The organism is Microbulbifer variabilis ATCC 700307 (assembly GCF_000380565.1).
GTDB classification, from domain to species: domain Bacteria; phylum Pseudomonadota; class Gammaproteobacteria; order Pseudomonadales; family Cellvibrionaceae; genus Microbulbifer; species Microbulbifer variabilis.
On sequence record NZ_AQYJ01000027.1, the window covers coordinates 261649 to 274700 of the forward strand.

Sequence of the window (13052 nt, forward strand, 5' to 3'; positions counted from 1 at the left end):
GCAACCCTTCATTTATTTCTATTTATATCCAAAGAGCCTACCAAAATTGGTAGCCGCGAACACCCATAAAATTACCAAAGCTATTGCCATACAGAACCATTGTACGGAGTATGCTCTATGACGCTCTGCACTATTTTTAATGAAATTCCAGTCAGTTACTAATGCAGAATTTGAATCGGCACTAAGTCTGATCACCCAAGATGCATCATATAGATCTAGTTTTTTCATCAGATTTTTATCGAGTAACTGTATTCGCCGATTTTTTTCTTGAGCAGACAGATTATTTAAAGTTTTTTTTGCAACAGGATAGAGAAAACCTATAATTTTTATAGGGTTCTTTGGATAAAAAACTTTTGGAAGTACATCTCGGTTCATTGATAAGGGTATCCATCCACGGTTTATCAACCACCTTTGGTCGGCGGATATAAAAACCTGTAAGACTTCATAACCTGCCCGTCCACTTCGAGTCCGGTTATCCAATAAGAAGTATTCTCCGGTGTACTGCCCCGACAAACTTACTGGAGTAAATCTTCTTAAAACTGAATTTGCATCAGGTCTTACCGGTTGTAAGGACAACCTCGCATCAATCTCTTCGCGAATGGTTTCTTTATATTCTGCTCGCTCCAATTGCCAAAATCCCAATGAGACTAAAATTGGAAACAAGCCTATTGAGAAGAGGGTTATAGGCCAGTTACGAATCAGTGTTACACTGGTATTTTTCGTAGGAACTGATGGTATCTCTACTCTCATACGTTACTACATCACTGATGGAAAATAATAATATGTGGCTGAAGATAGTTATTGTGGTTCTATTTCTTGCGGTACTGGTCAGCCTTTCCAGTGCTTTGTTTTTTCTACTACGGGATATGGGAGCCCCCCAATCAAAGCGTACGCTGTATGCATTGGGAATCAGAATTTCCCTTGCCGCTTTACTCTTATTAGCTATTTGGTACGGTTTCGAGAGTGGAATTCTCGCTAAGAGCGCACCTTGGGCAGACAAATATTAATTCTTTGATTCCCCTTCTACTTCTGTAAAGGGGGAATCAAAGATACAACGATTCTAAGCTCCAAGAACATAGACAAAGATAAAGAGGCCAACCCAAACAACATCTACAAAATGCCAGTACCAGCTCGCTGCTTCAAAACCAAAGTGATCATTAGGTTTAAAGTGCTGAGCAATTACAGATCGCAACAACATAATTAATAACATGATGGTCCCCAGGGTCACATGGGCACCATGAAATCCGGTCAACATAAAAAATGTAGTGCCATAAATTCCGGATTCTAACGTAAGCCCTAAGTGCTGATATGCTTCATAGTATTCTTTCGCCTGTAGGTACAAAAATACGGCTCCAAGAATTACTGTAATTCCCAACCATGCATTGAACTTTCCACGCTCACCTTTTTTAAGAAAAACATGAGCGAAGTGAACTGTGACACTGGAAGTCAGCAGAATGAGTGTATTCCACAATGGAAGGTGCCAAGGATCAATAACATCTTTTGGCCCTATAAATTTTGCAGTATCACCATGGGCTGCTGCATCTGGAGTCACATAGAGTGGCCAGGTATTTTCAAAACCTTCCCACAACATATTGGAAATACCATTTTCTCCCTCTCCTGCGAGCCAGGGGACAGAAAAATTTCTTATGTAATACAATGCTCCAAAAAATGCCGCAAAGAACATAACTTCAGAGAAAATAAACCAACCCATCCCCCATACATAAGATCGCTTCAATTGTTCACTATTCAAACCTGCCATATTTTCCTTAATGACAGCAGCAAACCAGAACCACAGCACAGTCGCCAGGGTAAGCGCACCAGTAAAGAAAACATAAGAACTGCCACCATTGATCCAATTTGCAGCACCAAAAGCAATCAAAAACAAACCAATGGTGGCAAATATTGGCAGCCTAGACTGTTCGGGTACATAGTAACTGCTTTCAGTAGCCATATTTTTATCCCTCTCGCGCGGACTTGGTATTATTTTTATCGACATTTTTAGAAATTCTTTCCGTAACATCGAACAGCGTGTAGGAAAGGGTTATGGTTTTTACATTTTTAGGTATATCTGGATCGACAATAAATCTAAGAGGTAGCTCCGCTTTCTCCCCTGCTTTTAGCTTTTGCTGATTAAAACAGAAGCACTCGGTTTTATGGAAATATTGCGCTGCCTTAAACGGTACCAAGCTTGGAATAGCCTGGCCGATCATATCCACTTTGGTAGGGTTAAATGCGAGAAAAACAGTATCCATGATCTCACCCGGGTGTACTTCTATCGACATAACACTGGGAGAGAATTTCCATGGCATATTGTCATTATTACTCGCTACAAACTGGACTGTGATTGACCTGCTGGTATCTATGGCTGCAGGCACGGCCTCGTAACGCCCTCCTGTTTTACCGTTTAAACCAGTAATTTCACAAAAAGCGTCGTAGAGAGGCGGCATAACAAATATAGCGAATACCAGCATGCTGGCGGCTAGCGCCAGCAGTTTCGCAGTAACTTTGCTATTTTTGCTGATTCTCATTAGCTATCCAAAGATTAACGAACAACCGGCGGCGTACTGAAAGTATGGTATGGAGCCGGTGAAGGTACAGTCCACTCCAACCCCTGTGGGTTATCCCAAACCTGCTCGGTAGCCTTTTTACCCCCCATTACAGTGCGTACCACATTAAACAGAAATACCACCTGTGCCGCACCAAAGAGGAAGGCTCCTATACTGGCCATCTGGTTAAAGTCGGCAAATTGCAATGCGTAATCCGGGATTCGTCTTGGCATACCGGCGAGACCAACAAAGTGCATAGGGAAAAACGTGAGATTCAAACCGATAAAAGCCAGCCAGAAGTGCACTTTACCCATGGTCTCGTTGTACATATTGCCCGTCCACTTAGGCAGCCAATAATAAACAGCCGCGGTAATGGAGAATATAGCTCCTGGGACAAGAACATAGTGGAAGTGAGCTACTACAAAGTAGGTGTCGTGATACTGAAAATCTGCTGGAGCGATCGCCAACATCAATCCTGAAAATCCACCAATCGCAAACAGGATAATAAATGCGATTGCAAACAGCATCGGGGTCTCAAAAGTCATTGATCCACGGAACATAGTGGATACCCAGTTAAATATCTTTACACCAGTAGGTACTGAGATCAGCATCGTTGCGTACATAAAGAAAAGTTCACCGGCGATTGGCATACCCACAGTGAACATATGATGCGCCCATACAATCAGGCTCAGAAAAGCGATCGCCGCAGTGGCGTATACCATGGAGCTATAGCCAAATAGCGGCTTGCGGGCAAAAGTAGGGATAATTGCCGAGATAATGCCGAATGCCGGCAAAATCATAATGTAAACCTCAGGATGCCCAAAGAACCAGAATACATGCTGGAATAACACAGGATCTCCACCGCCAGCAGCACTAAAAAAGCTGGTTCCAAAGTGAATATCCATCAACATCATAGTTACCACACCTGCGAGAACAGGCATCACGGCAATTAAAAGGTATGCAGTGATCAGCCAAGTCCAAACAAATAGCGGCATTTTCATCAATGTCATGCCAGGTGCGCGCATATTCAAGATGGTGGCAATAATATTAATAGCTCCCATGATCGAGGAGGCACCAAGGATATGCACAGAAAAAATAAAGAAGGTTACGCTGGGTGGTGCGTACTCAGTGGAGAGAGGCGCATAAAAAGTCCAGCCAAAATTAGGGGCACCGCCCTCCATAAAGAGTGTGGATGCGAGCATCGCGAACCCAAAAGGTAATATCCAGAAGCTCCAGTTATTCATACGTGGCAAAGCCATATCCGGAGCGCCGATCATCATCGGGATCATCCAGTTGGCAAGGCCTACAAAAGCCGGCATAACTGCACCGAATACCATGATAAGCCCATGCATCGTGGTCATTTGGTTAAAAAACTCGGGTTGCACAATCTGCAGGCCCGGTTCAAACAGCTCGGCGCGAATCACCAGCGCCATACACCCGCCCAAGAAAAACATTGCAAAACTAAACCATAGGTAAAGGGTACCTATGTCTTTATGATTTGTGGTGTAAAGCCACCGCTTTAATCCAGCTTGAGGACCATGTGCCATGCTAAATTTCCTCCGGGCATTTACTGCTTATTCTTGAAATTGAGGATATCAATAGGCTGAACTGTGTCGCCCATTTCGTTGCCGAAGGCATTGCGTTGGTAGGTAATTACCGCAGCGAGATCTACTTCAGACAATTGCTCTCCAAATGCCTGCATGGCAGGGTTTACCTGGGAGCCATCAATGACGATATCCAGGTGAGTATCCAGTGGCCCGGTGGCTATTTTCGATCCAGCTATAGCCGGGAAAACCCCGGGTACACCTTTGCCATTTGCTTGATGGCAGGCAGCACAAGCACGGTTGTAAACTTTTTCCCCCTGGGCGAAAAGCTCATCAAAGGTAAAATTTTTCTCAGTCAATTTGCGTATCTTCGCAGCGGATTCAGCCCGGCCACCCAACCAGGCAGTATATTCTTCTTCTGGGACCGCCTTGATAACAATTGGCATGAACCCGTGGTCTTTGCCACAAAGTTCTGCGCACTGACCGCGGTAAATTCCAGGCTCCTCAATGCGTGTCCAGGATTCGTTTATAAAACCCGGTATTGCATCTTTTTTAACAGCGAGATCTGGTACCCACCAGGCATGGATTACATCATTGGCTGTAATCAGGAAGCGAATTTTTTTCTTAATAGGAACAACTAAGGGTTCATCCACTTCCAGCAAGTAGTTGGGCCCTTTGGGCTGTTGATTATTAATCTGTGCCCGGGGCGTGGAGAGGTTAGAGAAGAAGGAAACATCAGAGCCCAGGTATTCGTACTTCCACTTCCACTGATACCCGGTAATCATGATATCCAGATCAGCCTTATCTGTGTCGTAGATATCGTACAGCGTTTTTGTGGCAGGGATTGCCATCAGGATCAGGATAACGGTGGGAATAATTGTCCACACCAACTCGACTGCGGTGCTCTCATGGAATTGTGCAGCCTGGTGCCCTTTACTCTTTCTATGCCGCCACATGCTATAGAACATGACGCCAAAAACCAGGACACCTATGGCCACACAAATCCAAAAAATGAGCATGTGCAGTTCATAGGTGGTTTGGGCAACTTCCGTTACCCCTTTGGGCATATTGACCCCCCAGCGCTCAACAGCTTGCTCTTCCGCCACTGTAGAGTGGGCGGTCAGCGAAGCAGCCAGCAAGGCGAACAGCCGATCGAAGCCTCTCAACATCGCCTACAGATCTCCGTGGTTGCGGGCTTCACAGGGAAACCCGAAATTTTATTTTGGCCGCTGGCCTTCACGGATAACTGAAATCTCCCAGTACCATATGGCGATACAGGGTTAATTCCACACAAAAATTGTGGACATACTGTAGTAACACAAGACTACATACACTGCGCGGAGAGATAACTCCGCATTACTGCCGTCAGTGCAACTTGTTATTCTTAGTAAAAGATTTTTTTACTTCAGATGTCGTCGTCCGGAAGGTACAACCAACAACCTGTGTTTCTTATTTGTCGCAACTACTGCAGGTACAACGGGAACATATTGCTACCGAAAAGTCAATCGACGCTTATAGCGAAAAATTATGCTCGTGTGCTCCAACCTGTTAGGGAATTACAAATAAATTTCATCACTATTTTGAGATGCTCTTACTAAATATGAGCTTATTTACAGATACTTTGTAACAAGACGATTTTTTTGGATAAATATGACTACTATTTTAAAGTCCCATATACCGAGGTTCATTAAGCAAAATTCAATCAACCTCTGTTTAAATCAAAGATAAATATTTCAATATTTTTTCGGCCAAGATTTACCATGCAAATATGGCATAATCGACAGCTTAGCAACAAACGATTTTTACGCCAGGATAATCCGCGATATCATCAATCCGCCATCTAGCCGACGGGTTGGCATTGGCACCACAGGTAAAACTGGTACCAATCTCTTCATTTATGCCGTGTGATTATTTCAAGCTCTAACAAATCATGCCGAAAGTCTGTTAACTGCACTATGCAATCGACTTACTTCAACTGAGTTAGTACACCTCAGTCCGATACTTATGCCTAGCCGGCAAAAATATATTTTCTGTGGCTTTTCCTATGCAGCATTCACAACTCGACAAACAACCACTGCGAAGGGTATGGAACCTTGCTTGGCCCATGATTCTGAGCAATATCTCTGTCCCTTTATTGGGGGCTGTGGATACCGCAATTCTGGGACACCTACCCTCGCCAGAGTATCTATCTGGAGTGGCTGTAGGTGCGAGCGTCATGTCCATGCTACTTTGGGCCTTCGGTTTTCTTCGCATGGGCACTACCGGCCTAGTAGCCCGAAGTGATAAGGGAGGAGTTGATTGGTTATTACGCGCACTGCTACTGGCTCTCTGCCTCGGAGTTTTACTTCAAATAATTGCCTTTCCCTTACTAAGCCACATAGTCGGTTGGATGAATGCCAGTGTTGAAGCTGGCCCTCATGCATTATCTTACTTACAAATACGCCTGATAAGCGCCCCTATCGCGCTAGCCAACTTTGCCATACTCGGATTTTTTATTGGCAGGCAGGATAGCCGCGCTCCTTTATATATATTACTCGCCGCCAATATTCTTAATATTGGCCTGGATTTTCTACTGATACTCGGCCTTGGCCTTGGCGCAAAGGGTGCCGCAGTTGCTACCGTAAGCGCTGATCTATTTGCCTTTGTACTCGGTTTTTATTTACTTCGCCGGATAGATGGCGATATCTGGTCTGACATCGTTAACCAGTTATGTAAGCGTCAGCTTCTTCCCTGGGCAAATCCAAAGCCCTGGATCGAATTACTCCACATTAATACAGACCTATTTATTAGAACATGTCTTTTACTTTTGACACTGACTTTTTTCACGGCCCAGGGGGCGTCTCAAGGCGACTCTGTTTTGGCTGCCAACGCAATTCTGCTCCAGCTTTTGATGATTACTTCTTATGCCCTTGATGGCTTTGCACATGCCACTGAGGCGCTGGTAGGAGAGTCCATTGCTAAAAAATCAAGCAAGCTCTTCCAGGCAACCGTTCACAGTGCTGGAATCTGGGCTCTCGGCAGCGCTATAGGCCTTACCATACTTCTGGTTGTGGGACAGCCAGTTATTCTCTCTCTGTTTACTGATATCGGTACTGTTATAGAACAGGCCAACCACGTGTACTGGTGGCTTTGTGCCTTACCGCTAATAGCGGTATGGAGTTATCAACTCGATGGAGTTTTTATTGGTGCCGGTAGAAGTCGAAAAATGCGCGATACAATGTTTATTGCCACTATTGTAGTTTTCTTCCCTAGTTGGTGGTTAACCCAGAGTTGGGGCAACCATGGCATATGGTTCAGCTTATTTTTGTGGATTGGTGCACGTTCTGTGGGGCTCATAGTTTATTATCGATACTACACTGTAACCGACTCCTGGATACAAAAAGGAGCATGCCAACAAAATAAATACACCGATACAACAAACTATTCAGAATAAGCGGAATATTCATTCCGGTTATCCTCAAAAAGAAATTAGTACAGAGTGAGTGAACGAATCAATGCAGAGAAATGAAAACTATAAAAACTATAATTTCAGGATGGTAAATACTGAGCGGGCATAATAATGCATTAAAACCCGCTCACCATTTTTTTAGTGGACAGCTACCGGTATCTGCTTCCGGGCAACTATCTGGGTATAGTTCGCAAAAAACTCACCCTCCCCCTGTAGCATCGCACGATTCAGTCCTTCTACCTCTGACCTGAGTTTGGAGTCGTAAAAATACAGGCTACCATTTCGCACAGTATACCCTCTGGTATTTTCAGCCATCAGCCGATAGAAACTAGAAACCCGCTCAAGATAGATCTCTGCTCTTTTAAGGGAGAAACTACCCTTCTGATAATAATCGAGCACTTCAGAATTAATTCGGTTCCAGATGTTCTCCTTCTCTTGATCTGAGAACCGGTAGGCCTGCAGCTTAATATTAATATCACTCTGCAGATCTCTCAGGTATCTGTCTGCAGCACGGGCGGATTCCTTAAGCCCTCCGATGATCTTTTTACGCTTACGCAGCGATTCCTTTCTCTTGAAAGTTCTGGCATCTGACATTTCTGCGGAAGCCAGTTCGCCGAGAGGCCGAAAAATAGTGATATGTTGCAGATTGGTATTCCTGGTCAATTTCTCACAGATCTCCACAGCATACCGCCAGGATTCAAACGGTTTTCCGTCCAAAATTTTTTTTGGCAATGCTTCAATATCTGCATTCAGTACTTGCTGCTGCTCACGATAGAAATTCGGGTTTTTTTTCCAGTCATTTGCCTGCAAGCGAAATAAGCTCAGAATTCCCTGGTTAACACAGCTGGCCAGCAAGTGAGCTGTCTGCTCTTGCTGATGCCTCTTGATCTCACGGTAACGATCAAGGCCGTACAAACCTACTACAAAAACGACCACCAACAGGGTCAATAACAAATATATCTTTTTCACTTTTTATTTTTTTGGGGCGGCTGAATAAGTTTGACAGGTTCCTCACGTACTTCTTTCCTTTGTGTGGAACTGACTCTTGTTAGCAATTCCGTTGGCGCAGATTGCAAGCGGATTTCATCCTTAAACCCACAGGAAACACATTCCCGATAATTTTTACCCTCCTCCTGGTAATTTACAATCCGATCCATTTCACTGCAGCGCGGACAGACTGCACCTGCAATGAAACGTTTTTTCTGCGATTTCTTTTTCCCATCAGGCTTTTCTGTACTGATCATGACTACTGCTCAATCTTTCATGATATGGAGGCTTCTCAAGCCGGGCTGATGTTCAGTTCTTGCTGCTCGATACCAGAGTGGCGCAACAGTGCATCAATCTGGGGTTCTCGACCACGGAACTCAGTAAACAGTTCAAGTGCATCACGACTACCTCCCTGCTCTAGAATGCTATGCAAGAATCGCTTGCCAGTAGTTTCATCAAAAATGCCTTTCTCCTCAAACAGGGAAAAAGCATCAGCAGACAGCACCTCCGCCCACTTATAACTGTAATACCCTGCCGCATAGCCGCCGGCAAAAATATGGCTAAATGCATGCTGGAAACGATTTTGTGCCGACACAGGCACCACGGCAACTTCAGAGCGTACCTCAGTAAGCAGATGCTGGATCTTCTCGGCGGACAATTCCTCTTCACAGCAATGCAAGCGGAAGTCAAATAATGCAAATTCCAGCTGACGCACAGTAAACATGGCGGACTGGAAGTTCTTTGCCGCAAGCATCTTATCCAGCAGTTCCTTCGGCAGAGGATCACTGGTTTCAAAATGTGCAGAGAGCATGGTTATCGCCTGTGGTTGCCAACACCAGTTCTCCAGGAATTGGCTGGGCATCTCAACAGCATCCCAGGCAACACCATTAATCCCGGAAACAGCTGCCACATCAATTTTCGTGAGCATGTGGTGCAAACCATGACCAAACTCATGGAACAGCGTGGTCACCTCGTAATGTGTTAATAGAGAAGGCATATCACCAGCAGCTGGACTGAAATTACAAACGAGATATGCAATGGGCAACTGTATTCCTTGCTCAGTCTGGCGACGGGTTGCCACGGTATCCATCCAGGCGCCGCCACGCTTTTTCTCCCTGGCGAACGCGTCCAGGTAGAAGCCGGCAATACGTTCACCGCCCCTCAGTAGCCAGAAAAATTGCACATCGTCATGCCAGGTAGCAACTGAGGTATCCTCCTCGACAGTAATTCCAAAAAGCTTCTCAACGACCGCAAACAATCCATCGACGACTTTTGCGTAGGGGAAATAGGGGCGTAGTTCTTCCTGGCTGATGGCATAGCGTTTTTGCTTAAGCTTCTCCGCTACCCAGGCAATATCCCAGGGTTGTAATTCATCCAATTCGAATTCTATTTTGGCGAATTCACTGAGTTCCTTCATCTCCTGCTCAGCAGCCGGCCTTGCCCGCTTTGCCAAGTCGTTAAGAAATTCCAGTACACGCTCAGTATTTGGCGCCATTTTGCTGGCCAGGGATAGCTGGGAATAATTGTCCAAACCCAATAGTCGAGCCTGGTCCGCACGCAGAGCCAAAATGGATTCCATCACCTCGGAATTATCAAATTCACCAGCATTCGGACCAACTTCAGAAGCCCTACTGACAAAAGCCAAGTGCACCTGACGACGTAATTCGCGATTATCCGCATGGGTCATTACTGCCAGATAGCAGGGGCCCTCCAGTGTGACCAACCAACCGTTTTTACCTTTGCCCTGCGCGGCGCTGCTTGCAGCCGCTAACGCAGTCTGCGGCAAGCCCGCTAACTCTGCTTCATCTTCAGTGTGCCAGGTCCAGGCATTTGTGGCATCCAGCACGTTATTGGCAAACTGGCTGGAAAGCTCTGCCAAACGGCGACTGTTGGCTGCGAATTGTTCACGGGCACCCCCCTGTAACCCAACACCACTGAGCTCGAAATCCCGCAGGCCCAATTCCACCGACTTTTTACGAGCTTGTTGCCAACTATCGAATCCCTGAGCGGCAGCCAGCTCTTGGTAAACCTCATACAGCTCACGATTTTGACCCAGTTCGGTCCAATAAGCAGTCACTTGCGCTAGTGCAGCTTCATAGGGCGATCGCCACTCACCACTCAATACACTGTTTAGGTGGCTCACCGGAGAGAAGGCGCGGTTCAGTTCGTCCTGGGCCTGCTCTAGGGGTACCAGCGTATTTTCCCAGCCCGGATTATCCAAGCCCTGCTGTAACTGTTGCTGACAATGGGCGATCAGCTCGGAGATTGCCGGCTCGACCTGTGTCGGCTGCAATTGGTCAAATGCCGGAAGTAGCGGGATATTCAGTAATGGATTGGACATACAGGACCCTGTGCTCGAAATAGGATACAGCTATGATAGAGGATTCATTGTACAGGAGCTTCTTTATGTCCCCACTGCGCAGCCACAACGACTCTGCCGGCGAGAAAGTCCCGCAAATCGGTAATGGTGTTTATATCGATCCACAGTCGGCTGTGATCGGCGATGTCACTCTCGGGGATGATTGCTCCGTATGGCCAATGGCCGTGGTACGCGGCGATATGCACCGTATTCAAATAGGTGCGCGGACCAGTGTACAGGATGGGGCTGTATTACATATCACTCATGCCGGCCCTTTCAATACTGACGGCTGGCCCCTGACGATTGGCGAAGATGTCACTATCGGACATAAGGCCTGCCTGCACGGCTGCACCATTGGCAATCGAGTGCTCATCGGTATCGGTGCCATTGTGTTGGATGGTGCAACGATTGAGGATGAAGTGGTACTAGCTGCAGGAGCCTTGGTGCCACCGGGCAAAACCCTGGAAAGTGGCTACCTCTATGTAGGTGCCCCTTGCAAGAAAGCTCGCCCTCTATCGGAAAAAGAAAGGGCTTTCTTCCGTTATTCTGCTGAGAACTATGTGAAGCTCAAAGAACAGTACCTGTTGCAGGAACAGTACTAAACACTCACTGATTTAAAGAGTGCCCATGCTCAACCTCAATACCGATCAACTGCACACTTTCGTGCGCGCGTGCGAAGAGAAATCCTTTTCTGCTGTCGCCAGGGGAATGGGCCGCGCACAGTCTTCAGTGAGTAGCTCCATTCAAAACCTGGAACTCGACCTGGGGCTAGTTCTGTTCGATCGCAGTGGAAAGTATCCCCAGCCCACTGCAGCAGCCCAGGCCCTGCTGCCTCTGGCCCGTCAGGCCCTGGGACAGCTGCATCGTTTCCAGCAGGCTGCGGACTCCTACCAATGCGGAGAGGAGCCACTGTTGCGAGTCCAGTTTGAAGAGCTGGTTATGCCTGACCGCCTCAACGACATGCTGGCGACATTCAGTAAGCATTTTCCCCACACTACATTGCAGTTGAGCAGCGCCGACGGCGAGCATGCTGTGGGCAGTGTGGCCCAAGGTACCGTAGACTTCGCCTTTGTAAATGCTCGGGAAAATTACCCTGATGCATTGGATTTCAGTACCCTCGGTCGACAGCCTGTGCTCTGTCTCGCCAGCCCTGATCACGCCCTGGCGCAAGAGAGTAGTGCCAGCCTCAGTGAGGCTGCCCAGTACCGGCAGATTATCACCGCATCAGTGACCAGCCAGCACCGCTGGCAACTCTCGGCTCAAATCTGGATCTGTGACTCCCTACTGCAAGCTCTGGATCTAGCTTGTAAAGGCGTCGGCTGGGTAAACGCTCCATATGAGCTGGCACGCCCCTTCCTAAAGAGCGGAAAATTAGTAGAGCTAAACTTAACCAGCGCGCTCAGTGCCTGGAGCCTGGATGTCGACCTGCTCTGGTCGGCCAGAACAGCCCAGGGCCAGGCTGGACTTTGGTTCGCACGCGAGGCTAGGCGCCTATACGGCAACTACTACAGCCCACCTATCGAAATTACCGATAGAAGCTAATTTCTTCCTAACGGAAATAACAATAAAACTTAGCTGCAGGGCCTATTGAGCCCAACTTTCTAGTATCGGCAACCAGGAGCCTACGATATGAATGAACAGCAGCGTCTAGAGGAAATGGACACTTTCTCCCGTAGATACCGCTACGACATGGACTACCTCAGGGAGTTTTTGCGAAGCTCTCCGCAGGGTTATGAAAAGTTCGCCAATTTCCAACCGCTATCCATGCATAGGGAATTCCTGCCACTGGATATATTCTGGGTCAGTAAGCTGGCAGCCATGCAGGTGGCCGACTGCGGTGCCTGCCTGCAGCTCAATGTGCGTATGGCGCTGGAAGCGGAAATAGATCCGGCAGTGGTCAAAGCCTGTATCCAGGGCGGCAGCAACCTGCCTGAAGCGCTAAAAGATATTTATGACTTCTCCACCGCACTGGCGAGTTACAAGAATATCGATCCGGTGCTGGATGAGCGCATCGGTGTCCAGCTCGATAAGAAACAGCGGATTGAGCTGGGCGTGAGCGTGGCAACTGCTTCAGTCTATCCAACCATCAAACGCGCCATGGGCCACACCCAAAGTTGCAGTCTTATCGAGATCGAATTCGAAGCCTGAATACATTGCCGGCCATGTCT

Annotated in this window: 13 protein-coding genes; 5 read left to right on the plus strand and 8 right to left on the minus strand. The window is 47.0% G+C overall.

Annotated elements, in window-relative coordinates; genetic code table 11:
* Positions 1-18: 18 nt before the first annotated feature.
* A complete protein-coding gene (locus G367_RS0114325) occupies positions 19-750 on the minus strand; it encodes an SURF1 family protein (RefSeq protein WP_020413832.1) in 732 nt (243 codons plus the stop codon).
* Between the two features lie 32 nt (positions 751-782).
* On the opposite strand from G367_RS0114325, the gene G367_RS0114330 reads away from it, so the two are divergent.
* The gene (locus G367_RS0114330; protein ID WP_020413833.1) at positions 783-1007 is read left to right on the plus strand and encodes a DUF2909 domain-containing protein; all 225 of its coding nucleotides are present in this window, start codon (positions 783-785) and stop codon (positions 1005-1007) included.
* 53 nt (positions 1008-1060) lie between these two features.
* On the opposite strand, the gene G367_RS0114335 is transcribed toward G367_RS0114330, so the two are convergent.
* The 4 genes from G367_RS0114335 to coxB are packed head-to-tail and all read right to left on the minus strand — an operon-like array spanning position 1061 to position 5259.
* On the minus strand, positions 1061-1951 hold the full coding sequence (locus G367_RS0114335) for a cytochrome c oxidase subunit 3 (protein ID WP_020413834.1): 891 nt from the start codon (positions 1949-1951) through the stop codon (positions 1061-1063).
* Between the two features lie 4 nt (positions 1952-1955).
* Positions 1956-2528: a cytochrome c oxidase assembly protein gene (locus G367_RS0114340; protein ID WP_020413835.1), complete on the minus strand. Its 573-nt coding sequence runs from the start codon at positions 2526-2528 to the stop codon at positions 1956-1958.
* Positions 2529-2542: 14 nt separating this feature from the next.
* A complete protein-coding gene (gene ctaD / locus G367_RS0114345) occupies positions 2543-4093 on the minus strand; it encodes a cytochrome c oxidase subunit I (RefSeq protein ID WP_020413836.1) in 1551 nt (516 codons plus the stop codon).
* Between the two features lie 20 nt (positions 4094-4113).
* Complete coding sequence (gene coxB / locus G367_RS0114350) at positions 4114-5259, minus strand: cytochrome c oxidase subunit II (protein ID WP_020413837.1); 1146 nt, start codon at positions 5257-5259, stop codon at positions 4114-4116.
* 875 nt (positions 5260-6134) lie between these two features.
* Between coxB and G367_RS23940 the strand changes: the two genes are divergently transcribed.
* Positions 6135-7523, plus strand: a complete 1389-nt coding sequence (locus G367_RS23940) for an MATE family efflux transporter (protein ID WP_245556698.1) — start codon at positions 6135-6137, stop codon at positions 7521-7523.
* A 153-nt stretch (positions 7524-7676) separates the two neighbouring features.
* Here G367_RS23940 and G367_RS0114360 read toward each other — a convergent pair whose 3' ends face one another.
* From G367_RS0114360 to G367_RS0114370, 3 genes are read right to left on the minus strand one after another with little or no spacing between them, the layout of a single operon-like run.
* The gene (locus G367_RS0114360; RefSeq protein ID WP_020413839.1) at positions 7677-8507 is read right to left on the minus strand and encodes a hypothetical protein; all 831 of its coding nucleotides are present in this window, start codon (positions 8505-8507) and stop codon (positions 7677-7679) included.
* Entirely contained in the window at positions 8504-8782 is a 279-nt protein-coding gene (locus G367_RS0114365) for a YheV family putative zinc ribbon protein (protein ID WP_020413840.1), read from the minus strand. The genes G367_RS0114360 and G367_RS0114365 overlap by 4 nt, the downstream gene beginning before the upstream one ends.
* A gap of 35 nt (positions 8783-8817) precedes the next feature.
* Positions 8818-10866: a M3 family metallopeptidase gene (locus tag G367_RS0114370; protein ID WP_020413841.1), complete on the minus strand. Its 2049-nt coding sequence runs from the start codon at positions 10864-10866 to the stop codon at positions 8818-8820.
* 65 nt (positions 10867-10931) lie between these two features.
* On the opposite strand from G367_RS0114370, the gene G367_RS0114375 reads away from it, so the two are divergent.
* From G367_RS0114375 to G367_RS0114385, 3 genes are all read left to right on the plus strand, one after another.
* Complete coding sequence (locus G367_RS0114375) at positions 10932-11486, plus strand: gamma carbonic anhydrase family protein (RefSeq protein ID WP_020413842.1); 555 nt, start codon at positions 10932-10934, stop codon at positions 11484-11486.
* 25 nt (positions 11487-11511) lie between these two features.
* Complete coding sequence (locus G367_RS0114380; RefSeq protein WP_020413843.1) at positions 11512-12426, plus strand: LysR family transcriptional regulator; 915 nt, start codon at positions 11512-11514, stop codon at positions 12424-12426.
* A gap of 87 nt (positions 12427-12513) precedes the next feature.
* Complete coding sequence (locus G367_RS0114385; protein WP_020413844.1) at positions 12514-13032, plus strand: hypothetical protein; 519 nt, start codon at positions 12514-12516, stop codon at positions 13030-13032.
* Positions 13033-13052: the final 20 nt, after the last annotated feature.

Excerpts from the sequence above, each read along its gene's own strand:
- G367_RS0114325 (WP_020413832.1), bottom strand. The coding sequence starts at position 750 with ATGAGAGTAGAGATACCATCAGTTCCTACGAAAAATACCAGTGTAACA.
- G367_RS0114330 (WP_020413833.1), top strand. The coding sequence starts at position 783 with ATGTGGCTGAAGATAGTTATTGTGGTTCTATTTCTTGCGGTACTGGTC.
- G367_RS0114335 (WP_020413834.1), bottom strand. The coding sequence starts at position 1,951 with ATGGCTACTGAAAGCAGTTACTATGTACCCGAACAGTCTAGGCTGCCA.
- G367_RS0114340 (WP_020413835.1), bottom strand. The coding sequence starts at position 2,528 with ATGAGAATCAGCAAAAATAGCAAAGTTACTGCGAAACTGCTGGCGCTA.
- ctaD (WP_020413836.1), bottom strand. The coding sequence starts at position 4,093 with ATGGCACATGGTCCTCAAGCTGGATTAAAGCGGTGGCTTTACACCACA.
- coxB (WP_020413837.1), bottom strand. The coding sequence starts at position 5,259 with ATGTTGAGAGGCTTCGATCGGCTGTTCGCCTTGCTGGCTGCTTCGCTG.
- G367_RS23940 (WP_245556698.1), top strand. The coding sequence starts at position 6,135 with ATGCAGCATTCACAACTCGACAAACAACCACTGCGAAGGGTATGGAAC.
- G367_RS0114365 (WP_020413840.1), bottom strand. The coding sequence starts at position 8,782 with ATGATCAGTACAGAAAAGCCTGATGGGAAAAAGAAATCGCAGAAAAAA.
- G367_RS0114370 (WP_020413841.1), bottom strand. The coding sequence starts at position 10,866 with ATGTCCAATCCATTACTGAATATCCCGCTACTTCCGGCATTTGACCAA.
- G367_RS0114375 (WP_020413842.1), top strand. The coding sequence starts at position 10,932 with ATGTCCCCACTGCGCAGCCACAACGACTCTGCCGGCGAGAAAGTCCCG.
- G367_RS0114380 (WP_020413843.1), top strand. The coding sequence starts at position 11,512 with ATGCTCAACCTCAATACCGATCAACTGCACACTTTCGTGCGCGCGTGC.
- G367_RS0114385 (WP_020413844.1), top strand. The coding sequence starts at position 12,514 with ATGAATGAACAGCAGCGTCTAGAGGAAATGGACACTTTCTCCCGTAGA.